22 protein-coding genes are annotated in these 21,971 nt (G+C 68.4%); 8 read left to right on the forward strand and 14 right to left on the reverse strand.

Translation table 11 applies throughout. From position 1 onward, the window contains the following. Nucleotides 1-134: 134 nt before the first annotated feature. Nucleotides 135-2,234 (reverse strand): M3 family metallopeptidase, encoded by a 2,100-nt coding sequence (locus tag RTY13_RS16885; RefSeq protein ID WP_312785236.1) that lies wholly within the window; start codon nucleotides 2,232-2,234, stop codon nucleotides 135-137. A gap of 204 nt (nucleotides 2,235-2,438) precedes the next feature. On the opposite strand from RTY13_RS16885, the gene RTY13_RS16890 reads away from it, so the two are divergent. Next, a complete protein-coding gene (locus tag RTY13_RS16890) occupies nucleotides 2,439-3,302 on the forward strand; it encodes an aspartate/glutamate racemase family protein (protein WP_312785238.1) in 864 nt (287 codons plus the stop codon). Here the strand turns inward: RTY13_RS16890 and RTY13_RS16895 are convergent, their stop codons facing one another. Next, complete coding sequence (locus RTY13_RS16895; RefSeq protein ID WP_312785240.1) at nucleotides 3,303-3,803, reverse strand: S-type pyocin family protein; 501 nt, start codon at nucleotides 3,801-3,803, stop codon at nucleotides 3,303-3,305. It abuts the gene before it with no gap. A 135-nt stretch (nucleotides 3,804-3,938) separates the two neighbouring features. Here RTY13_RS16895 and coaBC point away from each other — a divergent pair, with 135 nt between their 5' ends. Genes coaBC through RTY13_RS16910 form a run of 3 tightly spaced genes read left to right on the forward strand, consistent with a single transcriptional unit; the run spans nucleotide 3,939 to nucleotide 6,145 of the window. After that, a complete protein-coding gene (gene coaBC / locus RTY13_RS16900; protein WP_312785242.1) occupies nucleotides 3,939-5,162 on the forward strand; it encodes a bifunctional phosphopantothenoylcysteine decarboxylase/phosphopantothenate--cysteine ligase CoaBC in 1,224 nt (407 codons plus the stop codon). An 11-nt stretch (nucleotides 5,163-5,173) separates the two neighbouring features. Next, complete coding sequence (dut, locus tag RTY13_RS16905; RefSeq protein ID WP_312785243.1) at nucleotides 5,174-5,623, forward strand: dUTP diphosphatase; 450 nt, start codon at nucleotides 5,174-5,176, stop codon at nucleotides 5,621-5,623. Nucleotides 5,624-5,668: 45 nt separating this feature from the next. Beyond that, complete coding sequence (locus RTY13_RS16910) at nucleotides 5,669-6,145, forward strand: BLUF domain-containing protein (RefSeq protein WP_312785245.1); 477 nt, start codon at nucleotides 5,669-5,671, stop codon at nucleotides 6,143-6,145. Here RTY13_RS16910 and RTY13_RS16915 read toward each other — a convergent pair. From RTY13_RS16915 to dnaK, 4 genes are all read right to left on the reverse strand, one after another. After that, a complete protein-coding gene (locus RTY13_RS16915) occupies nucleotides 6,076-6,987 on the reverse strand; it encodes a DMT family transporter (RefSeq protein WP_312785246.1) in 912 nt (303 codons plus the stop codon). The two genes, RTY13_RS16910 and RTY13_RS16915, sit on opposite strands and share 70 nt — an antisense overlap. A 5-nt stretch (nucleotides 6,988-6,992) precedes the next feature. Further along, on the reverse strand, nucleotides 6,993-7,742 hold the full coding sequence (gene dapB / locus RTY13_RS16920) for a 4-hydroxy-tetrahydrodipicolinate reductase (protein WP_312785248.1): 750 nt from the start codon (nucleotides 7,740-7,742) through the stop codon (nucleotides 6,993-6,995). After that, a complete protein-coding gene (gene dnaJ, locus RTY13_RS16925; RefSeq protein WP_312785250.1) occupies nucleotides 7,739-8,944 on the reverse strand; it encodes a molecular chaperone DnaJ in 1,206 nt (401 codons plus the stop codon). Before dnaJ ends, dapB begins: the two co-directional genes overlap by 4 nt. A 185-nt stretch (nucleotides 8,945-9,129) precedes the next feature. Continuing rightward, on the reverse strand, nucleotides 9,130-11,040 hold the full coding sequence (gene dnaK / locus RTY13_RS16930; RefSeq protein ID WP_312785252.1) for a molecular chaperone DnaK: 1,911 nt from the start codon (nucleotides 11,038-11,040) through the stop codon (nucleotides 9,130-9,132). A 443-nt stretch (nucleotides 11,041-11,483) separates the two neighbouring features. Here dnaK and RTY13_RS16935 point away from each other — a divergent pair, with 443 nt between their 5' ends. Together RTY13_RS16935 and RTY13_RS16940 are read left to right on the forward strand one after the other, a co-directional pair. Then, nucleotides 11,484-12,107: an alpha-ketoglutarate-dependent dioxygenase AlkB gene (locus RTY13_RS16935; RefSeq protein ID WP_312785253.1), complete on the forward strand. Its 624-nt coding sequence runs from the start codon at nucleotides 11,484-11,486 to the stop codon at nucleotides 12,105-12,107. Nucleotides 12,108-12,172: 65 nt separating this feature from the next. Then, the gene (locus RTY13_RS16940; protein WP_312785254.1) at nucleotides 12,173-13,075 is read left to right on the forward strand and encodes a dienelactone hydrolase family protein; all 903 of its coding nucleotides are present in this window, start codon (nucleotides 12,173-12,175) and stop codon (nucleotides 13,073-13,075) included. A gap of 92 nt (nucleotides 13,076-13,167) precedes the next feature. Here RTY13_RS16940 and grpE read toward each other — a convergent pair whose 3' ends face one another. Beyond that, complete coding sequence (grpE, locus tag RTY13_RS16945; RefSeq protein ID WP_409450329.1) at nucleotides 13,168-13,749, reverse strand: nucleotide exchange factor GrpE; 582 nt, start codon at nucleotides 13,747-13,749, stop codon at nucleotides 13,168-13,170. Nucleotides 13,750-13,790: 41 nt separating this feature from the next. Continuing rightward, nucleotides 13,791-14,879 carry a heat-inducible transcriptional repressor HrcA gene (hrcA, locus tag RTY13_RS16950; protein WP_409450330.1) on the reverse strand — a complete coding sequence of 363 codons (1,089 nt, stop codon included), beginning with the start codon at nucleotides 14,877-14,879 and terminating at the stop codon, nucleotides 13,791-13,793. A gap of 50 nt (nucleotides 14,880-14,929) precedes the next feature. On the opposite strand from hrcA, the gene rph reads away from it, so the two are divergent. Both rph and RTY13_RS16960 read left to right on the forward strand, forming a co-directional pair. Continuing rightward, entirely contained in the window at nucleotides 14,930-15,646 is a 717-nt protein-coding gene (gene rph, locus RTY13_RS16955; RefSeq protein WP_312785257.1) for a ribonuclease PH, read from the forward strand. Nucleotides 15,647-15,714: 68 nt separating this feature from the next. Beyond that, nucleotides 15,715-16,152 carry a hypothetical protein gene (locus RTY13_RS16960; protein WP_312785258.1) on the forward strand — a complete coding sequence of 146 codons (438 nt, stop codon included), beginning with the start codon at nucleotides 15,715-15,717 and terminating at the stop codon, nucleotides 16,150-16,152. Between the two features lie 250 nt (nucleotides 16,153-16,402). Here RTY13_RS16960 and pnp read toward each other — a convergent pair whose 3' ends face one another. The 6 genes from pnp to RTY13_RS16990 form a co-directional block, all read right to left on the reverse strand. Then, a complete protein-coding gene (pnp, locus tag RTY13_RS16965; protein ID WP_312785259.1) occupies nucleotides 16,403-18,631 on the reverse strand; it encodes a polyribonucleotide nucleotidyltransferase in 2,229 nt (742 codons plus the stop codon). Nucleotides 18,632-18,928: 297 nt separating this feature from the next. Next, nucleotides 18,929-19,198, reverse strand: a complete 270-nt coding sequence (gene rpsO / locus RTY13_RS16970; protein WP_312785260.1) for a 30S ribosomal protein S15 — start codon at nucleotides 19,196-19,198, stop codon at nucleotides 18,929-18,931. A 47-nt stretch (nucleotides 19,199-19,245) separates the two neighbouring features. After that, entirely contained in the window at nucleotides 19,246-20,178 is a 933-nt protein-coding gene (truB, locus tag RTY13_RS16975; protein ID WP_312785262.1) for a tRNA pseudouridine(55) synthase TruB, read from the reverse strand. 3 nt (nucleotides 20,179-20,181) lie between these two features. Continuing rightward, the gene (gene rbfA, locus RTY13_RS16980; RefSeq protein WP_312785263.1) at nucleotides 20,182-20,634 is read right to left on the reverse strand and encodes a 30S ribosome-binding factor RbfA; all 453 of its coding nucleotides are present in this window, start codon (nucleotides 20,632-20,634) and stop codon (nucleotides 20,182-20,184) included. A 62-nt stretch (nucleotides 20,635-20,696) separates the two neighbouring features. Continuing rightward, nucleotides 20,697-21,398 (reverse strand): DUF2459 domain-containing protein, encoded by a 702-nt coding sequence (locus tag RTY13_RS16985; protein WP_312785270.1) that lies wholly within the window; start codon nucleotides 21,396-21,398, stop codon nucleotides 20,697-20,699. A 19-nt stretch (nucleotides 21,399-21,417) separates the two neighbouring features. Next, a complete protein-coding gene (locus RTY13_RS16990) occupies nucleotides 21,418-21,942 on the reverse strand; it encodes a hypothetical protein (protein WP_312785272.1) in 525 nt (174 codons plus the stop codon). Nucleotides 21,943-21,971: the final 29 nt, after the last annotated feature.

Below are 21,971 nucleotides of genomic sequence, written 5' to 3' on the forward strand. Positions count from 1 at the left end.
AGGCATACGCCACCCTGGCTGGAATAGAAAAGGCCCGGCGGATCGCTCCACCGGGCCCTTTCCAGTTTCAGCAGCCAACGGCCTCAAGTAGGCCGAAGGCCGGTAGGCCACTCAAAAATGAGCGGTAGGCCCACTTAGGAGGTGGGGAAGCCGCGCACCTTCAGCAGGGCCGCCACGTCGGGGTTGCGACCGCGGAACTGGCGATAGGCGTCGCCGCGATCCGTGGTGTTGCCCGGCGCCAGGATGATCGACTTGAAGCGACCGCCGATGTCCGGGTTGAAGACGTCGCCCGACTCCTCGAAGTAGGCCCAGGTGTCGGCGTCCATCACTTCCGACCACAGGTAGGAGTAGTAGCCGGCCGAGTAGGCGTCCGAGGTGAAGAGGTGGTTGAACTGCGGCAGGCGGTGCCGCATCACGATCTCCTTGGGCATGCCCAGACGGTCCAGCGAGGCCTTCTCGAAGGCGGCGATGTCGGTCGGCGGCGTCGCCTGGGTGTGCAGGTCCATGTCGACCAGGGCCGAGGACAGGTAGCTGACGGTGGCGTAGCCCTGGTTGAAGGTCGAGGAGGCCTCGATCTTGTCCACCAGCGCCTGCGGCATCGGCTGCTTGGTCTCGACGTGCTTCATATAGCCGTCGAGGATCGGGCGGCTCAGCACCCAGTGCTCGTGCACCTGCGACGGATATTCCACGAAGTCGCGCGGCGTATTGCCGAACGACGGATAGGTCACCACCGACGAGAAGTAGTGCAGGGCGTGACCGAACTCGTGGAACAGGGTCTCGGCGTCGTCCAGCGAGATCAGCAGGGGCTGACCGGCCTCGGCCTTGACGAAGTTGTTGTTGTTCGAGGCCAGGATCGGCTTCGAGCCCGTCAGCTGCGAGAAGGACCGGTAGGTGGTCATCCAGGCGCCCGAGCGCTTGCCCGGACGGGCGAAGTCGTCGGCGTAGTAGAGGCCGATCAGCTTGCCGGTGGCCTTGTCGGTCACCTCATAGGTGGTCACGTCCGGCTCGAAGGTCGAGACCGTGCCCTTGGCCAGAGGCTTGAAGACGAAGCCGTACAGGCGCTCGGCCATGTAGAAGGAGGCCGCGCGCACCGCGTGCAGCTCGAAGTAGGGCTTCAGCTCGTTCTGATCGAGGTCGTACTTGGCCTTGCGGACCTTCTCGGCGAAGTAGAGGTAGTCCCAGGGCTCGATGTCGAAGCCGGCGATCGCCTTCATGTCGGCGACCTCTTCGGCCACGCGGGCCTTGGCCGGGGCCCAGACGCGCTGCATCAGCTCCATGGCCGCGGCCGGGGTCTTGGCCATGGTGTCCTGCATGCGCCATTCGGCATGGTTGCCGAAGCCGAGCAGCTTGGCGCGCTGCTGACGCAGGGCGACGATCTGGGCGATGGTCGACTTGGTGTCGTTGGCGTCGCCGTTGTCGCCGCGCTTGACGAACTTCTTCCACACCTGCTCGCGCAGGGCGCGGTCGTCGGCGAAGGTCAGGAAGGGGTCGACGCTGGAGCGGGTGTTGACGATGGCCCAGCCCTGGACATTGCGCGAACGGGCGGCGGCGGCGGCGGCGGCCTTGTTCGAGTCCGGCAGGCCCTTCAGGCCGGCCTCGCTGGTGATGACGGTCCAGGTGTTCTCATCGGCCACCACCTTCTGACCGAAGCCGGTGAAGGCGTTCGACAGGGCGGTGTTGATACGGCCCAGCTCGGCCTTGCCGGCGGCGTCCAGAGCCGCGCCGTTGCGCACGAAGGCGTCGCGGCTGCGCTCGGCCAGACGTTTCTGCTGGGCGTTCAGGCCGGCGGCGTCGGCGCCGTCGGCCACGGCCTTGATGCGCTGGAACAGCTTCTCGTTGAAGGTGATCTCGTCCGAGGCGGCCGACAGGACCGGCGACAGCTCGGTCTCGAGCGCATCCCAGGCGTCGCCGCCGATGTTCGAGGTCATGACGCTGAAGACGTTGATGGCGCGGTCCAGCGGCTCGCCGACCAGCTCCATCGCCACCAGGGTGTTGGCGAAGGTCGGGGCGTCCGGATTATTCGCGATCGCCGCGATGTCGGCGCGTTGCAGCTCGATGCCTTCCAGAATGGCTTCGCGCATCTTGGGCGCGGTCACCTTGTCCCACGGGGGCACGCCTTCGTAGGGACCGGTCCAGGGCTGCAGCAGCTCGGCGCGCGGCGCGGTCGTCGGCAGGACGGCGCGGGCGATGCGGGCTTCATCAGCGGTCGAGAGGGCCGCGGCCGATCCGGTCATTCCGTTCTCCAGGGCGCCGGCGGAGGCGCAGCCCGTCAGGGCGAAGAGGCTCGCGCCCCCGATGAGAAGATGGCGTCTGTGCATCCAGGTCTCCCAACCATAGCTGTTTTCGACCGCCCCCGACGTGCTCGTCCGGACGGGCTTATGCCTCGATGTAATCCTAACCATTGGACGACGGAACCCCACGGGTCTAAAGGCCGCTGCATGGCGATAGGCGTTTTCGACTCCGGCGTGGGGGGCCTGACGGTCCACCGCGAACTCACGACCCGCTTTCCGACGCGGGACTTCATCTATCTGGGCGACCAGGCCCACGCCCCCTATGGCGGGCGCGGCGGCGAGGACATCGTCGAGCTGACGCGCGCCGGGTGCGAGCGCCTGTTCGAGGCCGGCGCCTCGGTCGTGGTCCTGGCCTGCAACACGGCCTCAGCCATTGCGCTGCGCCGGCTGCAGCAGACCTGGATCCCCGGCATGCGCGAGAAGCTGGGCCGGCCGGTCAACGTCCTGGGCATCATCGTCCCGACCATCGAGGCCGCCACCGGCCTGCCCTGGTCCTATGAGGCCGAACGCAACGGCCGGCTGGAAGGCGAAAAGAAGCAGGCGATCGACGTCACCGGCGTCTTCTGCACCGCCGCCACGGCCATGAGCCGCGTCTATGAGATCGAGATCGACAAGCGCCGCGAGGACCTGGCCGTCTTCACCGAGCCCTGCCCCGGCCTGGCCGGCCTGATCGAACTGGGCGCCCCGGCCGAGGAGCTGAAGGTGGTGGTCGACGACCACGTCGACGCCCTGCGCCGCCGCATCGGCCGTCACCCGGACAAGGCCATCCTGGGCTGCACCCACTATGAGATCGTCGCCGACCTGTTCGCCGACGCCCTGCCGGCAGGCGTGCAGGTGATCAGCCAGCCGAGCGCCGTGGCCGACTCGCTGGAGCGCTATTTCGCGCGCCACCCGGAATATGAGCTGGGCTCGTCCGGTCGCCGCGACTTCCTGACCACCGGCACGCCGGGTCCGCAGTCGGAGCTGATCGCCCGCTTCTGGGGCGCCCCCCTGACCTTCGACGCCGCCTGATTACTCGGCCGGGCTTGAGCGGCGCTGGCCGAAGGTCGGCGCCCGCTCCTTCTGCTGGGCCCAATAGGCCGGGCCGTCGTCCGGCTTGAACATGGTGCGCGGCACGCCGTTGCGATCCACGACGGCGAAGGTGTTGGTCGAGGCCTGATAATAGAGGGTGTCGCCGTTCGGCCGCTTGACCGTCTCCGTCCCCCTCGGCGTCGCCTCGGTGAAGGCTCGCACCTTCATCAGATACTCGTCCGCCGACTTCGCCCCGAAGGCCGCGCCGTTACGCTCGTACAGGCGCTGGACCTTGGCGTCGGCGGTTTCGCGCCGGTTGGCCGTGACCGGCGGCTTGGCCTCGGGCGTCGCCGCATCCATTTCATTCTCCGGCGCCGCCGCCGAGATCAACGCGACCGGCTCGGCCGCCGTCCGTTCGCGCGTCTCGACCGCCGAGCCGCCGCTGTCGCAAGCGGCCAAAGCCAGCACCACAAGAACGCCCGCCATCACCTGAATTCGCATGGGTCACCCTCCCTTAATTGCCCGCCGAACGCAGTTAGGCATAAATGATTTGTTCTGGCAATGTTCTCTAATCATCACACCTCTGCACCACGGCTTTGTCTCGACGCCGTCATGCGGCCCCGCTAGAGATTCCGCATGACCTCATCCTCGCTTTCGGGCCGCAAGGTCCTGCTGATCGTCGGCGGCGGCATCGCCGCCTACAAGGCGCTGGAGCTGACGCGCCTGCTGAAAAAGGCCGGGGCCGAGGTGATGGCGGTCCTGACCAAGGCCGGGGCCGAGTTCGTCACCCCCATGTCGCTGGCGGCCCTGACCGGCCATCCGGTGCGCCAGGCCCTGTTCATGCCCGAGGACGAGACGGCCATGGGCCATATCGAACTGTCGCGCTGGGCCGACCTGGTGGTGGTGGCGCCGGCGACGGCGGGCCTGATCGCCAAGGCAGCCAACGGAATGGCCGACGACCTGGCCTCGACCACGCTCCTGGCCACCGACAAGAAGGTGCTGCTGGCCCCGGCCATGAACGTGCGCATGTGGCTGCACCCGGCGGTTCAGACCAATGTCGAACGGCTGAAAGGCTTCGACGGCTTCCACGGCGTCGCCGTGGTCGGGCCTGACGAGGGCGAGATGGCCTGCGGCGAGTTCGGCCCCGGCCGCATGGCCGAACCCGCCGTCATCTTCGACGAAATCGCCCGCCTGCTGGCTGGGCCGGACGGTCGCCCCCTGATGGGCAAGACCGCCGTGGTCACCGCCGGGCCGACCTTCGAGCCCATCGATCCGGTGCGCGGTCTGACCAACCGCTCCAGCGGCAAGCAGGGCTATGCGGTCGCCGCCGCCCTGGCCGAACTGGGCGCCCAGGTGACTCTGATCTCCGGCCCCGTGGCCCTGGATGCGCCCGTCGGCGTGACCCGCGTCTGGGTCGAGGCCGCGACCGAGATGAAGGCCGCCGTCGAGGCCCGCCTTCCCGCCGACATCGCCGTGATGAGCGCCGCCGTCGCCGACTGGCGCGTGGACGGGATCGCCTCGGGCAAGATCAAGAAGAAGCCGGGCGGTCCGCCCTCTCTGGCCCTGATCGAGAACCCCGACATTCTGGCGGGCGTCTCCGCCCCCGGCCCGCGCCGTCCGAAACTGGTGGTCGGCTTCGCCGCCGAGACCAGCGACCTGGAGGCCAACGCCCGCGCCAAGCTGTCGAAGAAGGGCTGCGACTGGATCATCGGCAACGATGTCTCGGGCGAGGTCTTCGGCTCGGACGGCAACGCCGTGACCCTGTTCACCCTGAACGGCGCCGAGCCCTGGCCGCGCCAGTCCAAGACCGAGGTGGCGCGCAAGCTCGCCCGCCGCATCGCCGATCACTTCAAGGCCTGAGAGACTTCCCCATGACCACCGTCCGCGTCGAACGCCTGCCCCACGCCGAGGGCCTGGCCCTGCCCGCCTATGAGACGACGGGATCGGCGGGCATGGACCTGCGCGCCGCCGTGGCCGAGTTCGAGCCGGTCGTCCTGCAGCCCGGCGAACGCAGGCTGATCCCCACCGGCCTGAAGATCGCCCTGGAGCCCGGCTATGAGGCCCAGGTCCGCCCCCGTTCGGGTCTGGCCCTGAAGCACGGCGTCACCTGCCTGAACGCGCCCGGCACCATCGACAGCGACTATCGCGGCGAGGTCGGGGTCATCCTGATCAACCACGGCCAGGTCGCCTTCGAGATCAACCGCGGCGAGCGCATCGCCCAAATGGTGATCGCTCCCTACGCCCGGGCCGTCATGGCCGAGGTCGAGGCCCTGGATGAAACCGCGCGCGGCGCCGGCGGCTTCGGCTCGACCGGACGCTGACGACCTCGCTTTACGGGATATCAGCGTTCGATATAGCATGGCGGCATGAACACCCTGGATCAGCTCGTCTACTGCAGCCGCGCCCGACTGGCGCCAGAGCAGGCTGACGAGCAGGTCGCCGACATCGTTCACGTCTCGGCCTTTCGCAACGCCCAGGTCGGCATCACCGGCGCCCTGGCCCTCAGAGACGGGGTTTTCATCCAGTTGCTGGAAGGCAGTCCGACCGCGCTCGACATCCTGATGCTGCATCTGCATTTCGATCAGCGACATGACGACATCGTCGTGCTGGCGCGCGAACGCATCGCCCGTCGCGCCTTCCCGATCTGGGGCATGATCGCGCCTCGAAGCCTTCCCTCGACAGCCGTCGCGCTGGACGCCCTTATCGCCGAGCGCTCGTCCCGCCTGGATCTGTGGCGACAGGCCATGGCAGGCTGTCTTGCGGCTGCGTCGCCTCAGACCGAGGCGTTGGACGAGGGCGGCGTGATCTCGCGTCTCAGCACGCGCTCGCGCCAGGCGGTGTAAAGACCGCTGCCCGCGATCAGGGCGGCGCCCGCCAAAGTCGCCGTCGTCGGCGCGTCACGCAACAACAGCCACCCCAGAACCACGGCCCCGACCATCTGCAGATAGTCCAGCGGCGCCAGGGCCGAAACCGGGGCGTGCTGCAGCGAGCTGGTCATCAGCAGCTGGGCCAACCCGCCCGCCAGCCCCCCGGCCGCAAGAACGGCCAGGACCGGCCAGGTGTGGCTATGGCCATCCACCAGGGCCAGCGCCCCGCCCGCCAGGGCGCAGGCGACGAAGAACCAGAAGACGATGGCGGTCGCCTTCTCCGTCTTGCCCAGCTGGCGCAGGGTGACCGTGACCGAAGCGGCCACGAAGGCGCCGCCGAGCGCGAACAGCAATCCGGTCAGCGGCGGCGCCCCCTCGGCGCCGGGCCGCACCATGACCAGAACCCCGAGGAAGCCCACGACCACCGCCGTCCAGCGATGGCGCCCGACCTTTTCCTTCAGGACGAGGATGGACAGCAGGGTGGCGAAGATGGGCGCCGTGAAGCCGATGGTGGTGGCGTCGGCCAGGGGCAGAAGCCGCAACCCCTGAAAGATCAGCAGGATGCCCGTCACCCCCAGCGCGCAGCGCCACAGATGCACCAGGGGCCGCCGGGTCGAGATCGCCGCCCACCCGCCGCCGCTGTTCAGAACCCAGAACAGCACGACCGGCAGGCCGAAGATCGAACGGTAGAAGACCATCTCACCCGCCGAGACAGGCTCCAGCGTCGCCGCCCATTTCATCAGGGCGTACATCAGGGAGAAGCTGAGGGCCGACGCAACCCGCAGGGTCATGCCGTAGCTGGCGCCGTCACGGGTCATGCCTGTCAGGCCTGACGGAAGCCCAGCACGTCCTGCATGTCATAGAGGCCGGGGCGGCGATTGCGCACCCAGGCGGCCGCGGCCACCGCGCCCTTGGCGAACAGCGACCGGTCGATGGCCGAGTGCGACAGGGTCAGCAGTTCGTCGTCCGACCCGAACAGGACCGTATGCTCGCCGATGACGCCGCCGGCGCGCAAAGACGCAAAGCCGATCTTGCCCGGCTCGCGCGGGCCGGTGATGCCGTCATAGGGGGCGGTTTTCAGGTCTTCCAGATCACGACCCCGGCCGTTGGCGGCGGCCTCCCCCAGCATCAAGGCTGTGCCCGAAGGGGCGTCCACCTTGCGCCGGTGATGGGTCTCCAGCACCTCGATGTCCCAATCGCGCCCGTCCAGTCGCTGGGCCGCGTGCTCGACCAGACCGATCAGGATGTTGAGGCCCAGAGAGAAGTTGCCGCTGCGGACGATGGCGATCTTCTCCGCCGCCGCCTCCAGCGCCGCATCCTGTTCCGGCGACAGGCCGGTGGAGCCGATGACCAGGGCCGGACCGCCGCGCTCGGCGCAGGCCCGGGCCAGATCGACCGAGGCCTCCGGCGTCGAAAAGTCGATCACGACGTCGCACAGGTTCAGGTCGGGCGTCTCACCGCGATCGAAACGGGCGGCGACCACCACGTCCTCACGGGCGTCCAGAACCTGTGAAACGGCGCGGCCCATGCGGCCCCGGGCGCCGGAGATGCCGGCGTGGAAGATGTCGCTCACGCGGTTTCTTTCGGAGTATCGGCGTCGCCGCCCAGGATGTCGGCCCAGAAACGCTTGGCCTTGCCGGCGAAGCTGGTGTTGCGCGGGTTCTGGCTCTCGCCGAACGAGGCGGCCAGTTCCTGCATCAGCTCCTTCTGACGCGGGGTCAGATCCGTCGGGGTCTCGACGAACAGCTCGACCACCAGGTCGCCGCGCTGGCGACCGTTCAGGTGGGGCATGCCCTTGCCCTTGATGCGGACGGTCTTGCCCGTCTGGGCGCCGGCCGGCACCTCGACCGTGGCCTTGCACTTGCCGTCGCAGGCCTCGGACACCAGGCAGGGGGCGTCGACCACGCCGCCCAGCGCCGCCACCGTCATCGGCACCGGCACCGTGACCAGCAGGTCCAGGTTGTCGCGCTCGAACAGTTCGTGATCGTGCACCGACAGGAAGACATAGAGGTCGCCGCGCGGGCCGCCGCGCTGACCGGCCTCGCCCTCGCCCGACAGGCGGATGCGCGAGCCGTCGTCGACGCCGGCCGGGATCTTGAGGCTGAGCTGGCGGTTCTTGCGGACCTGGCCGTGGCCGTGACAGGTCCCGCAGGGGTCGGCGATCATCTCGCCCGAGCCGCCACAGCGGGGGCAGGTGCGTTCGACCTGGAAGAAGCCGTTGGCCTGACGCACGCGCCCGGCGCCGCCGCAGGTGGAGCAGATGCTGGGCTTGGTCCCGGCCTTGGCGCCCGAACCGTCGCAGACCTCGCAGGTCATGGTGGTGGGGACCGAAATCTCGACCTCGGCGCCCTTGTAGGCCTGCTCCAGCGTGATCTCGAGGTCGTAGCGCAGGTCCGAGCCGCGACGCGGACCGCCCTGCTGCTGACGCCCGCCCCGGCCGCCGAACGCGTCGCCGAAGGCGTCGCCGAAGACCTGGGAGAAGATGTCGTTGATGTCGTGGAAGCCCTGCCCCCCGCCGCGTCCGAACGGGTCGCCGCCGCCGGCGCCGCCGTTCACGCCCGCATGACCGAACCGGTCATAGGCCGCGCGCTTCTGATCGTCCGACAGCACCGTATAGGCCTCGGAGATCTCCTTGAACTGGGCGAGGGATTCCTCCGAGCCGCCGTTGCGGTCCGGGTGGTGGATCATGGCCAGCTTGCGATAGGCCGATTTCAGGCCCGCCGCGTCGATGGTCCGCTCGACCCCCAGAATTTCGTAATAGTCACGCTGCGCCATCAGGCGTTCGTCCTCTTACTTTCCCATCGCGCCCGCCGTCCCTGTTGAGCCGGAGATCGTGCGTTCGCGGATGACCCGGCGGTCATGTCTGCTGACATGGGCGCCCGGTCGAATGATGCAAGTTTTATGAAACGGCCCCGCCTGCCGTCTGGCAAGCGGGGCCGGTCGTCTTCAGTCGCGTTTCGTTACGCGTTCTTCTTGTCGTCGTCGGCGTCCGAGACTTCCTCGAACTCGGCGTCGACCACGCCGTCGTCGGCCGGAGCCTCCGACGCGCCGTCTTCACCGGCGCCCTGCTGGGCGGCGTACATGGCCTCGCCCAGCTTCATCGAGGCCTGGGCCAGGGTGTTGGTCTTCTCGCGGATGACTTCCGGGTCCGAACCTTCCTTGGCCGACTTCAGGTCGTCCAGGGCCGACTGGATGCTTGCCTTGGTCGCGTCGTCGATCTTGTCGCCGTGTTCCGACAGGGCCTTCTCGGTCGAATGGACCAGGCTGTCGGCGCCGTTCTGGGCCTCGACCAGCTCCTTGCGGACCTTGTCGGCGGCGGCGTTGGCTTCGGCTTCCTTGACCATCTTGTCGATGTCCGCGTCCGACAGGCCGCCGTTGGCCTGGATGCGGATCGACTGCTCCTTGTTGGTCGCCTTGTCCTTGGCGGTGACGTGGACGATGCCGTTGGCGTCGATGTCGAAGGCGACCTCGATCTGCGGCATGCCGCGCGGCGCCGGCGGAATGCCCATCAGGTCGAACTGACCCAGGACCTTGTTGTCGGCGGCCATCGGGCGCTCGCCCTGGAAGACCCGGATCGTCACGGCCGACTGGTTGTCGTCGGCGGTCGAGAAGACCTGGCTCTTCTTGGTCGGGATGGTGGTGTTGCGCTCGATCAGCGGGGTGAAGACGCCGCCCAGGGTTTCGATGCCCAGGGTCAGCGGGGTCACGTCCAGCAGCAGCACGTCCTTGACGTCGCCTTGCAGCACGCCGGCCTGAACGGCGGCGCCCAGGGCCACGACTTCGTCAGGGTTGACGCCCTTGTGCGGCTCCTTGCCGAAGAAGGCCTTCACGGCTTCCACGACCTTGGGCATGCGGGTCATGCCGCCGACCAGGACGACTTCGTCGATGTCGCCGGCCTTCAGACCGGCGTCGGCCAGGGCCTTCTTGCAGGGCTCGATCGTGCGCTGGATCAGGTCGTCGACCAGGGCTTCCAGCTTGGCGCGCGACAGCTTGATGTTCAGGTGCAGCGGGCCCGAGGCGTTCATGGTGATGAAGGGCAGGTTGACCTCGTACTGCGACGTCGAGGACAGCTCCTTCTTGGCCTTCTCGGCCTCTTCCTTCAGGCGCTGCAGGGCCAGCTTGTCGGTCCGCAGATCGACGCTCTGCTCCTTCTTGAACTCGTCGGCCAGGTAGTCGACCAGACGCAGGTCGAAGTCCTCACCGCCCAGGAAGGTGTCGCCGTTGGTCGACTTCACCTCGAAGACGCCGTCGCCGATCTCCAGGATCGAGACGTCGAACGTGCCGCCGCCCAGGTCATAGACGGCGATCTTCTGACCGTCGTTCTTCTCCAGGCCATAGGCCAGGGCGGCCGCGGTCGGCTCGTTGATGATGCGCAGGACTTCCAGGCCGGCGATCTTGCCGGCGTCCTTGGTCGCCTGACGCTGGGCGTCGTTGAAATAGGCCGGAACGGTGATGACGGCCTGGGTCACGGTCTCGCCGAGGTAGGCCTCTGCGGCCTCCTTCATCTTGCCGAGGGTGAAGGCCGAGACCTGCTGGGGCGAATAGTCCTTGCCGTGGGCGCGCACCCAGGCGTCGCCGTTCGGGCCCTTGACGATCTCGTAGGGCACCATGCCCTTGTCCTTGGCCACCACCGGGTCATCGAAATTGCGGCCGATCAGGCGCTTGATGGCGAAGAAGGTGTTGGTCGGGTTCGTCACCGCCTGGCGACGCGCAGGCTGGCCGACGAGCACTTCGCCGCTGTCCTGGATCGCCACGACGGACGGGGTCGTGCGGTTGCCTTCGGCGTTCTCGATGACCTTGGGGTTCTTGCCGTCCATGACGGCGACGCACGAGTTGGTCGTGCCGAGGTCGATGCCGATAATCTTGGCCATGAGCTTGTCTTTTCACTCCTTGCGGCGGGCGATGCGGCGGCCTTCGAAAAGCGCCGCGCGTGACCGCCCCCAGTTGGGCTGAAAGCCGTTCCGGTCGTCCGGTCGGGCGGGTTGAATGGTTGCGGTCGAAAGCCCCAGCAACTTCGGGGTTTCTTCCAGACTGGCCCGGATATGGGAAAGACCGCAGGGGCTGCAAGGGTTTCGTGCGGTTCGGACCGGATTCGGTTGAGTTTCCTCGCATGGACCCTCTCCCGGTGGGAGAGGGCTTGAGCCTCGGAGAGCCGAAGGCGATCCGTGCGGCGAAAGGGTGAGGGGCGAAGGTGTCAGTCGGCGAAAGCCGTGGCGATGGGCCTTGCGACGGCTTGCGCCGATGGACAGCGGGAACCCTCATCCGGCCCTTCGGCCACCTTCTCCCATCGGGAGAAGGGTCTTAAGTGAGGGCCATGAACCGCCCCGTCTTTCGCGAAACCCCGACCGGCCTGCCCGGCTTTCGCCTGTGGCCGGGCGCGCTCGACGCGGCGGCGCAGAGGGCCCTGCTGGATCAGGTGCTGGCGGCGGCGGAAACGGCCCCCTTCTATCGCCCGACCACTCCGGGCGGGCGGCCCTTTTCGGTCGAGATGACAGGGATGGGGCCGCTGGCCTGGGTCTCGGATCGAGCGGGCTATCGCTATCAGCCGACGCATCCGCTCACTGACCAGCCCTGGCCGCCGATGCCGCAAGCCCTGCTCGACCTGTGGGACAACCTGACCGGCTGGCCCGCCCCGCCCGACGCCTGTCTGGTCAACCTCTATCGCCATGAGGCGAAGATGGGCCTGCATCAAGATCGCGACGAGGCTGACCTGACCGCCCCGGTCCTGTCGGTGTCGCTGGGGGATACGGCGGTCTTCCGCATAGGCCCCGCCGAGGGCGGCAGGACCCAGAGCCTGAAGCTGGCCTCGGGCGATGTCTGCGCCCTGACCGGACCCGCCCGGCTGGCCCGGCACGGGATCGACCGGCTTCTGGCGGGTTCTTCACAACTGGTGCCCGGCGGCGGGCGCATCAATCTGACCCTGCGCCGGGCGCGCTGATCGGGACTCGACGTGAGACTGAAAGCCGGGTCACAGTCGCGCCCTCAAACAGGCGGAGACACGCGATGACCCTGATCACCCGGCCCGAGGGCCTGAGCCCCGACCAGATCGCCCCCAGCCGCCGCAGCCTGGGGGTCGCGGCCCTCGGGGGCGTCGCCTTCGCCGCCTACGCCCCCGCCGCCCTTAGCCAGTCGGCCAGCCCCGTGACCACTGACGGCGCCGGCCTGATCGCCCACACCGTCTCCTTCCCGGCGCCCGACGGCTTCGAACTGCCTGCCTATGTGGCCCGGCCCGAGGGCGAAGGCCCCTTCCCCGTCGTCATCGTCGTGTCCGAGATCTTCGGCGTGCACGAATACATCCGCGACATCTGCCGCCGCCTGGCCAAGGCCGGCTACGCCGCCGTCGCCCCGGCCTTCTTCGTGCGCAAGGCCGACCCGGCCCCGCTCAGCGACATGTCGGCCATCATGGCCATCGTCGGGGCCGCCGGATACGAACAGGTCATGGGCGACGTGGGCGCGACCCTGGAGTGGATCGGCCTGCAAGCCTGGGCCAACCCGGACAAGGTCGGGATCACCGGCTACTGTTGGGGCGGCAAGGTGGTGTGGCAGGCCTGCGCCCGCTTCGCCGTCCTCGACGCCGGAGTGGCCTGGTACGGCCGTCTGGCCCCCGCCGCCACGGCCACTGACGAGCAGAAGACGGCGGGCCGCCCCTGGCCGGTCGACCTGGCGGCCGATCTCAAAGCCCCGGTGCTCGGCCTCTACGGCGGTCAGGACGGCGGCATCCCGGTCGCCAGCGTCGAGGCCATGCGCGCGGCCCTGACTGCCGCCGGCAAGACCGACAGCCAGATCATCCTCTACGACGACGCCCCGCACGGCTTCCACGCCGACTACCGCGCCAGCTATCGCGAGGCGGACGCGAAGGACGGCTGGCGACGCCTGCTGGCGTTTTTCGAGGCCCGCTTGAAATAACCTCCCTTCCCCCTCGAGGGGGAGGCTCAGAGCCATTGAAAACGGCCCGGAGCGTCTGCGCCGGGCCGTCGTCGTTTCAGCTTAAAGACTCATCACGCCTTGGCGTCGAAATTCCCGCCGGTCGTATTGGCTTCCGAATAGGCGCCGCCGCTCGGGCCCGACCCCTTGGCGGCGACCGCCACCATGGCGGCGCGGACGGTGCGGCCGAACAGGGCGTAGCCCGGTTGCAGGGTCTGGATCACCGTGCCGCCGGGCACGCTGTCCGAGGGCTGCTCCATCACCGCCTGATGCAGGTGCGGGTCGAAGGCCTCGCCCGGCTCGGGCGCGACGCGCGTCAGGCCGTTGGACTCAAAGGCCGACAGCAGGGACTTCTGGGTCAGCTCCAGGCCCGTGACCATGGCGGCGGCGGGGCCCTCGGCGTCCTTTGGCGCCGACAGCAAGCCGCGCTCCAGGGTGTCGGCCACGCTCAGCAGGTCCTTGGCGAAGCGCTGGATGGCGTAGGCCCGGGCGTCGTTCTGTTGCGTTTCGGCGCGGCGCTTGATGTTCTCGGCGTCGGCCACGGCGCGCAGGGCGCGGTCCTTCCACTGGTCGCGCTCGGCGATCAGGGCGTCGACCACGGCCATGTCGCCGTCTTCGGCGGCTTCCTGCGCGGCGTCGATGGCGGCCTCTCCCATGTCCTGCTCGAGTTGGTCCCGGGTCTCGTCGTTGATGTCGTTCACGTCTCTTGTCCGTCCAGAATCCGGCCCAGCACCCGGGCGGTATAGTCCACCAACGGGATGACACGGGCATAGTTCAGTCTTGCAGGGCCGATGACGCCGATGGCGCCCAGCATCCGCTGCCGACCCGTCATATAGGGCGCCGCGATCACGGCGGAACCCGAAAGCGAAAACAAGCGTGTTTCGGCGCCGATGAAGATGCGCACGCCTTGCGCCGCGCCGACCCCGTCCAGCAGGCCGATCAGCTGTTCCTTCTGCTCCAGATCGTCGAACAGGACGCGGACCCGCTCCAGATCCTCGACGGCTTGCGCGTCCTGCAACAGGTTGGCGCGGCCGCGCACGATCAGGGCCCGGTCGCGCTCGCCCCCACCGGACCAGGCCGCCAGACCGTCCTCGACCAGACGGGCGGCGGCGGCGTTCAGTTCATGCCGGGCGGCGTCCAGTTCGGCGCTCATCTCGGTGCGCGCCTCGGCCAGGGGGCGGCCCTTCAGCCGGGCGTTGAGGAAGTTGGAGGCCTCGGACAGCGTCGAGGGCGTCACTCCCGCCGACAGGGGCATCAGCCGGTTCTCGACCGTGCCGTCGTCGCCGACCAGCACCGCCAGGGCCTGATCATGGCCCAGGGCCACGAACTCGACGTGCTTCACGCCCGCGTCCCGCACCGGGCTGGCGACAATGCCGGCGCCGCCGGCCAGACCGGACAACAGGTTGCTGGCGGCGTCCAACGCCTCTTCGAAATTGCGCCCCTTGCCCGCCAGCCGCGCGTCGATCTCGCGCCGCTCGTCCTGACCGATGTCGCCGACCTCCAGAAGACCGTCGACGAACAGGCGCAGACCCGCGTGGGTCGGCACCCGCCCCGCCGACGCATGCGGCGAGGCCAGCAGGCCCGCCAGCGTCAGGTCATGCATGGTGTTGCGGATCGAGGCCGGCGACAGGGCCAGCCCGCCACGCGAAATGGTGCGCGACCCGACCGGCTCGCCCGTCTCCAGATAGGTCTCGACGATGCGACGGAAGATGTCACGCGCACGGGCGTCCAGCGTCCCCAGGCCAGCGGGGGCGCTTCCGAACGGCGACGGATGGGGGGCATACAGGCTCACGCTTTCAGGATAAGCACGCGCCATCCAGGTTCCAAGGAAATCCCATGCGCCCGTCTGAACGCACCCCCGAACAACTCCGCGCCGTCACGCTGGAGACCGGCGTCAACCGCTACGCCGAGGGCTCGTGCCTGGTCACGTTCGGCCACACCAAGGTCCTGTGCACCGCCTCGGTCGAGGAAAAGGTGCCGGGCTGGATGCGCAACACCGGCCAGGGCTGGGTCACCGCCGAGTACGGCATGCTGCCCCGCGCCACCCACACCCGCGGCCGCCGCGAAGCCGCCGCCGGCAAGCAGTCGGGCCGCACCCAGGAAATCCAGCGCCTGATCGGCCGCAGCCTGCGCGCCGTGGTCGACCTCAAGGCGCTCGGCGAGCGTCAGGTCCTGATCGACTGCGACGTCATCCAGGCCGACGGCGGCACCCGCACCGCCTCCATCACCGGCGCCTGGGTGGCCATGTCTTCGGCCCTCAACTACCTGACCGACGAAGGCGTGCTGAAGACCAATCCGATCATCGATCAGGTTGCGGCCGTCTCCTGCGGCATCTTCCACGACCTGCCGGTGCTGGACCTCGACTATGAGGAAGATTCCACCGCCGAGGCCGATTCCAACTTCGTCCTGACCGGCGCCGGCGGCATCGTCGAGATCCAGGCCACGGGCGAGAAGCGCGGCTTCTCGCGTCCCGAGTTCGACCGCCTGTTCGAACTGGCCGGGATCGGCTGCGGCGAACTGTTCGCCCTGCAACGGGCTGCCCTCGGCCGCTGATTATCGAGGACTAGGCCGCGAGGGCCGATCAAGGCATGGTGCGGTCTTCTGCGAACGGAGACTGCCTCATGCGCCCCGCCCTCGCCGCTTTCCTGGCCCTGTCGCTCGCCGCTTGCGGCCAGCCTCAGCCCGCGCCCGCCGAGGCGCCGCCCGCCGGCGTCGACACCAGGCTGTCACAGGAACCGATCGACGCCGTGCCGTACAAGGCCGCGCCCGTCGCCCCGCCCAAACCCAAGACCGAACCCAAGCCGGAAGCCGTCGCGCCGGAACCCGAGGCGCCGGCGGCCACGCCCGTCGTCACGCCCGTCGGCGAACCCGGCTCCTGCCTGGCCGAGATCGGCGAGGCCCGCGCCAAACGCCTGGTCGAGCGCTGCATCGCCGTCAGTCCCGCGACCCGCCCGCCCTGCAACAGCGCCAACCCCTGCGCCATGATCCAGGGCGAGATCGACCGGTCGTGCGCCATGTACGGCGCCGACGAGACGAAACCGAAGGAATGCGCGGGCTGACCTTCTCCCTCCCCTTCATGGGGAGGGTGGTCGCGCAGCGACCGGGTGGAGTGGGCGTGGCGATACAAGGTGCCGCGCTTGAACTGCCGAAGCGCCCCCACCCGTCTGCCGCTTCGCGTCAGCCACCCTCCCCATGAAGGGGAGGGAGAAACAGCGCTGAAGCAGCCCGCGACCGCGTCGCGGGCGATAGCGCCCTAAAAAAAAGACCCCGCTGTTTCCAGCGGGGCCTTCTTCATTTCAACCGCAAGTCTTAGTCGCGACGGCGACGGCCGCGGTCGCCGCCGTTGCGGTCGCCCTTGGGACGGCCGCCAGTGTCTTCCGACAGCGGGGCTTCACCGCGTTCAGCGCGCTCGGCGTTGATCTTGTCGGTGATGTCCTCGCCCGTGGCCTGGTCCACGACCTTCATCGACAGCTTGGTCTTGCCGCGGTCGTCGAAGCCCAGGAACTTGACCTTGACCTCCTGGCCTTCCGACAGGACGTCGGCCGGGTTGGCGACGCGTTCCAGAGCGATCTGAGACACGTGAACCAGACCGTCCTTGGCGCCGAAGAAGTTCACGAAGGCGCCGAAGTCGACGACCTTGACCACCTTGCCGGTATAGATCGCGCCCATTTCCGGCTCAGCGGCGATGGAGTTGATCCAGTTCTTGGCGGCGTCGATCTTCTCCTGGTCGTTGGCGGCGACCTTGATGGTGCCGTCATCGCCGATGTCGATCTTGGCGCCCGTCTTCTCGACGATCTCGCGGATGACCTTGCCGCCCGAACCGATCACTTCACGGATCTTGTCGACCGGGATCTTGATGGTTTCGATCTTCGGCGCGTGCTCGCCCAGCTCGGCGCGCGGGGCGTCCATGGCCTTCGACATTTCGTCGAGGATGTGCAGACGACCGGCCGAAGCCTGCGTCAGGGCCTGCTCCATGATCTCCTTGGTGATGCCGGCGACCTTGATGTCCATCTGAAGGCTGGTGATGCCTTCCGAGGTGCCCGCGACCTTGAAGTCCATGTCGCCCAGGTGGTCTTCGTCACCCAGGATGTCCGACAGGATGGCGAACTCGCCCGACGGCTCCAGGATCAGACCCATGGCGATGCCCGAGACCGGACGGACCAGCGGCACGCCGGCGTCCATCAGGGCCAGCGACGAACCGCAGACCGTGGCCATCGAGGACGAGCCGTTGGACTCGGTGATCTCGGAGACCAGACGGATGGTGTAGGGGAAGTCTTCCTTGGTCGGCAGCATCGGACGGATGGCGCGCCAGGCCAGCTTGCCGTGACCGATTTCGCGACGGCCGGGCGAACCCATGCGGCCGGCTTCACCCACCGAATAGGGGGGGAAGTTGTAGTGCAGCAGGAAGGACTCTTTGTACGTGCCCTGCAGGCTGTCGATGTACTGCTCGTCCTCGCCGGTGCCCAGCGTGGCGACGACCAGGGCCTGGGTTTCGCCGCGCGTGAACAGCGACGAACCGTGGGTGCGCGGCAGGACGCCGACTTCCGAGACGATGGCGCGGACCTTGTCCAGGGCGCGGCCGTCGACGCGGTGGGCGTTCTCGATGATGTCGCGACGCAGGACGTCGGCTTCGCATTCCTTGAAGGCGGCCGAGAACTTGGAGCTGTCGACGCCCTCGGGGTTCTCGTCGGTCTTCACCAGAGCGGCGGCGGCGGTCTTCTTGGCCGCGTCGACGCCCGAGCGGCGGTCATACTTGCCCGGATGGGCGTAGGCGGCCTTGATGTCCTCGCCGACCAGCTTCTTGATCGAGGCGACGACGTCCGAGTGATCCTCGGCCTGGAAGTCGAACGGCTCCTTGGCGGCGTGCTCGGCCAGGTCGATGATGGCGTCGATCACCGGCTGCATGCCCGCGTGTGCGAACATCAGGGCCTCGAGCATCTTCTCTTCCGACAGCTCCTTGGCTTCGGATTCGACCATCATCAGGGCGTCTTGCGTACCGGCGACGACCAGGTCCAGGGCGCTTTCGCCCATCTGGTCGATGGCCGGGTTCAGCACCAGCTCGCCGTCGATCAGGCCGACGCGCGCGGCGCCGATCGGGCCCATGAAGGGCACGCCCGAGATGGTCAGGGCGGCCGAGGCGGCGACCATGCCCAGGACGTCCGGGTCGTTCTCCATGTCGTGCTGCAGCACGGTGACGACGACCTGGGTCTCGTTCTTGAAGCCCTTGACGAACAGGGGGCGGATCGGACGGTCGATCAGGCGCGAGACCAGGGTCTCTTTCTCGCTCGGACGGCCTTCACGCTTGAAATAGCCGCCCGGGATCTTGCCGGCGGCGAAGGTCTTTTCCTGGTAGTTGACGGTCAGCGGGAAGAAGTCCAGGCCCGGTTTGGGCGCGCGGCCGTAGACGACGGTGGCCAGGACCACGGTCTCGCCGTAGGTCGCCAGCACGGCGCCGTCAGCCTGACGGGCGATGCGGCCGGTTTCCAGCGTCAGCGGGCGGCCGGCCCACTCGATCGTCTTGCGTTTGATATCGAACATTTTTCTTCTTTCGTCTCCCGCGGGCGTATTCCCGGCGGGGGTGTGTGGAGCCTCGGGCTGTTCCGTCCCTCGGTCTCCGAAAACCCGGTCGCGCCATCGCGTCCGGGCGGATGGAGCAAGGACCGTCCTGGCCCTCGCGTCTGCGCCGTTAAAGACCTGCGGCGCGCAGGAAGCTCACTGTCAGCAGTTCCGGAAGCGAACGACAGCCGCTCCGACAGGAAATGCTCTAGGTGCGGAACGAGGCGCGGACGTGTCCGCCCGCGCCTCGAGAAATCTTTCCGCTGCCGGTCGGCCGCCTTAGCGACGCAGGCCCAGCTTGGTGATCAGAGCGGTGTAACGCTCGCGATCAACCTTGGTCAGGTGGTCAAGAAGACGACGACGCTGCGAGACCATCTTCAGAAGGCCGCGACGCGAGTGGTTGTCTTTCTTGTGGGTCTTGAAGTGCTCGGTCAGGTTGGCGATGCGTTCCGAGAGGATCGCGACCTGGACCTCGGCCGAGCCGGTGTCTGCAGCCGAACGAGCGTTGTCAGCGATGACTTCGCTCTTGCGTTGAGCCGTAATCGACATCGAGAGTCTCCATGTTGGAGCCCTGTCGCGCCGCTCGAAAACGAACGCTAGGGGAGATTGAAAACGCGGTCGGGTTCAAGCCGACCGGCCCGCAGGGTGCAGAGCGCGACCAGGGTCTCTCCCACGAAGGCCGACACCGTGCGCGAACCGGCGGATAGCTGGCTCTTCAAGGTTTCAACCTGACGGGGGAGCAGAACGATCGGCCGTCCCTGCCTCAGCGAGAAGGCGTCCTGTTCCGAAACGGCCAGATCCGGGATGTCGTCCAGAGCGGTCGAAACGGGCAGCAGGCCTTCCAAGGCGGCGCCCTTATGCGCCAGATCGACGAGAAAATCCAGAGTGACGGCGTTCTCGGTCGAGAACGGCCCCACCCGCTCGCGACGCAGGGCCGAAACATGCCCTTCGGCGCCCAGCATGGCGGCCAGGTCGCGCGCCAGAGAGCGGACATAGACGCCCTTGCCCGTCCTCATGGTGATCTCGACGTGATCGGCGTCCGGGGCGTCGGTCACCGCGGCCTCGTGGATCACGACCTTGCGGGTTTCCAGCTCGAACTGCACCCCGTCGCGCGCCAGATCATAGGCGCGCTCGCCGTTGACGCGGATGGCCGAGAACTGCGGCGGCGCCTGATCGATCTCGCCGACGAAATTCGGCAGGGCCGCCTTGACCGCCTCGACCGAGGGGCGGACGTCCGAGCGAGCGATGATCTCGCCCTCGCGGTCGATGCTGTCGGTGGAGATGCCCCAGTGGATGGTGAAGCGATAGACCTTCTCGGCGTCCATCATGAAGGGCACCGTCTTGGTCGCCTCGCCCAGGGCGATGGGCAGGATGCCCGAGGCCAGGGGGTCCAGCGTTCCGGCATGGCCCGCCTTCTGAGCGTCGAACAGGCGACGGATCTTGGTCACCGCCTCGGTCGAGCCCATCTCGTACGGCTTGTCCAGGCAGACCCAGCCGTTGACGATCTCGCCCTTCTTGCGACGCGCCATGGGTCAGTCTTCGTCCTGTTCGTCGGCGCGCGCCACGTCGGCGCGGACGCGCGGGTCGTCGAACAGGCGATCAATATGGCTGGCCGCGTCGAAGCTCTCGTCGTGACGGAAGCGCAGATCAGGCGTGAACTTCATGTCGATGTGGCGGCCCAGCTGGCCGCGCAGGAACTTGGCGTGGGCGTTCAGCGCCTTGATGATCTCGCTCTCATGACCTGCGGTCACCGCCGCCTCGACGCCGGCGCCCAGGGGCTCGACGAAGCAGGTGGCGTGCTTCAGGTCCGGCGACAAACGCACCTCGGTTACGGTGATCGACACGCCCAGCAGGGCCTCGTCGTGGATCTCCTGCTCGCGCAGCACGTCCACCAGGGCGTGACGGATCAGTTCGCCGGCGCGCAGCTGGCGCTGCGACGGGCCCTGGGGTCCGGTGGCGTTGCGGGTATGTTGCTTGCGGCTCATGGCGCGCCTCCTTCATCGCTCGCCGGGGATCGGACGCCGGCTGAAAAAGCGAAGGGCGCGGTCTAGTCGCGGACGGGCTTCAAGTCCAGCTTGGCGGCGCCTTGCTCGGCGCGGGCCGCCGTTCGCATCACCTCGCCCGAGGTGACGGCGCGGAAAGGCCGAACCGGCAGCCCCGCCGCCGACAGCAGCTCCGCCGTCCAGTGGTTGCACAGGTGGCCGATCCAGAAGGTCTCGCGGCTCTTGAAAAAGCGGGCGTCATCGCCGGGCCGCGCCGACGCCAGGATCGGACGCCCGGCCGCATCAAGCGCCAGCGACGCCTCGATCCGCGCCCGCAAGGCCGCCATGCCCGCTGACGACAACCGCAGCGCCTGGCGGTCTGCGGCGTCGAACCGCCGCACCGGATCGCGCGCCTCCGGGTCCAGCATCACGACCGAGGCGTTCCCCGGTCTGAAGAAGGCCCGCGCCCCGTCGGCCAGCCGCCCCGGGATCGGGCTCTGATCCACATAGAAGGTCGCATCGCCCCAGCCGACCAGCACCCAGTCGCCAGGGGCGAGCCCCGCCGTCGCCTCGGCCAGCGCCCCTCCCCCGTCCATCAGGGCGGCGCGCGGCACGGCCAGGTCGGTGTGGAAGCCGTTGTCGAGCAGATAGAGGGTCACGCCCGGCTCGTCCGACCGCGCCGGATAGAGGTCGGGATCGCCGGGTCGGGTCAGGGTCCACAGGGCGGCGAGCAGGCCGATCAGGGCCGCAATCAGAAACCGCCCCAACGCCACCGCCCCAAGAGCCTCAGCCCGGCCCGTAGGCCACGGGGGCGTCCCGCGCCGGGCTGGCGCCCTGCTGCGTCGCCCATTCGCCCCGATAGTCGTAGTTCAGCTGGACGCAGTGGCGGAACTGGCCGTCGCTCCAGCGGCCGACGGCGTGCATGGTCATGGGACGCCCCGCCTTGACCCGGCCCACCACGACCCAGGCTTCGTCGGCCCCGGGGCAGAGGGCGCGCGACAGGCCGCGCCCGTCGCCCTCCTGCACGATGGCGTAGACCCCGCTCTCGCTCGCCCCCGCCGGCAGGGCGCGGCGCACGGCGTCGGGGCCGCCCGGCGTGAAACGCGCCGACCCGCGCGAGGTGCTGGAGAAGAGGTTGCGCACCGCCGTCGCCCCGAACAGACCGCGTTCGACTTCCAGGGTCACGCCGCGCGTCAGGGCCTGGGTCGTGCGATCGCGCGCGTCAAAGGCCAGGAAGCGGGTGTCGGCCATGGCCGGCCCCGCCGCGGCGGAGGCGGCCAGAAGAAGCGAAATCAGGATGTGGCGGCGCATGGCGACCCCGTCGATGGAACACGCCCCCC

The organism is Brevundimonas sp. (assembly GCF_032055285.1).
In the GTDB taxonomy this organism is placed as follows: Bacteria; Pseudomonadota; Alphaproteobacteria; order Caulobacterales; family Caulobacteraceae; genus Brevundimonas.

Coding starts and splice junctions, on each gene's coding strand:
- RTY13_RS16885 (WP_312785236.1), bottom strand. CDS start 2,234: ATGACCGGATCGGCCGCGGCCCTCTCGACCGCTGATGAAGCCCGCATC.
- RTY13_RS16890 (WP_312785238.1), top strand. CDS start 2,439: ATGGCGATAGGCGTTTTCGACTCCGGCGTGGGGGGCCTGACGGTCCAC.
- RTY13_RS16895 (WP_312785240.1), bottom strand. CDS start 3,803: ATGCGAATTCAGGTGATGGCGGGCGTTCTTGTGGTGCTGGCTTTGGCC.
- coaBC (WP_312785242.1), top strand. CDS start 3,939: ATGACCTCATCCTCGCTTTCGGGCCGCAAGGTCCTGCTGATCGTCGGC.
- dut (WP_312785243.1), top strand. CDS start 5,174: ATGACCACCGTCCGCGTCGAACGCCTGCCCCACGCCGAGGGCCTGGCC.
- RTY13_RS16910 (WP_312785245.1), top strand. CDS start 5,669: ATGAACACCCTGGATCAGCTCGTCTACTGCAGCCGCGCCCGACTGGCG.
- RTY13_RS16915 (WP_312785246.1), bottom strand. CDS start 6,987: ATGACCCGTGACGGCGCCAGCTACGGCATGACCCTGCGGGTTGCGTCG.
- dnaJ (WP_312785250.1), bottom strand. CDS start 8,944: ATGGCGCAGCGTGACTATTACGAAATTCTGGGGGTCGAGCGGACCATC.
- dnaK (WP_312785252.1), bottom strand. CDS start 11,040: ATGGCCAAGATTATCGGCATCGACCTCGGCACGACCAACTCGTGCGTC.
- RTY13_RS16935 (WP_312785253.1), top strand. CDS start 11,484: ATGAACCGCCCCGTCTTTCGCGAAACCCCGACCGGCCTGCCCGGCTTT.
- RTY13_RS16940 (WP_312785254.1), top strand. CDS start 12,173: ATGACCCTGATCACCCGGCCCGAGGGCCTGAGCCCCGACCAGATCGCC.
- grpE (WP_409450329.1), bottom strand. CDS start 13,749: ATGGGAGAGGCCGCCATCGACGCCGCGCAGGAAGCCGCCGAAGACGGC.
- rph (WP_312785257.1), top strand. CDS start 14,930: ATGCGCCCGTCTGAACGCACCCCCGAACAACTCCGCGCCGTCACGCTG.
- RTY13_RS16960 (WP_312785258.1), top strand. CDS start 15,715: ATGCGCCCCGCCCTCGCCGCTTTCCTGGCCCTGTCGCTCGCCGCTTGC.
- pnp (WP_312785259.1), bottom strand. CDS start 18,631: ATGTTCGATATCAAACGCAAGACGATCGAGTGGGCCGGCCGCCCGCTG.
- rpsO (WP_312785260.1), bottom strand. CDS start 19,198: ATGTCGATTACGGCTCAACGCAAGAGCGAAGTCATCGCTGACAACGCT.
- truB (WP_312785262.1), bottom strand. CDS start 20,178: ATGGCGCGTCGCAAGAAGGGCGAGATCGTCAACGGCTGGGTCTGCCTG.
- rbfA (WP_312785263.1), bottom strand. CDS start 20,634: ATGAGCCGCAAGCAACATACCCGCAACGCCACCGGACCCCAGGGCCCG.
- RTY13_RS16990 (WP_312785272.1), bottom strand. CDS start 21,942: ATGCGCCGCCACATCCTGATTTCGCTTCTTCTGGCCGCCTCCGCCGCG.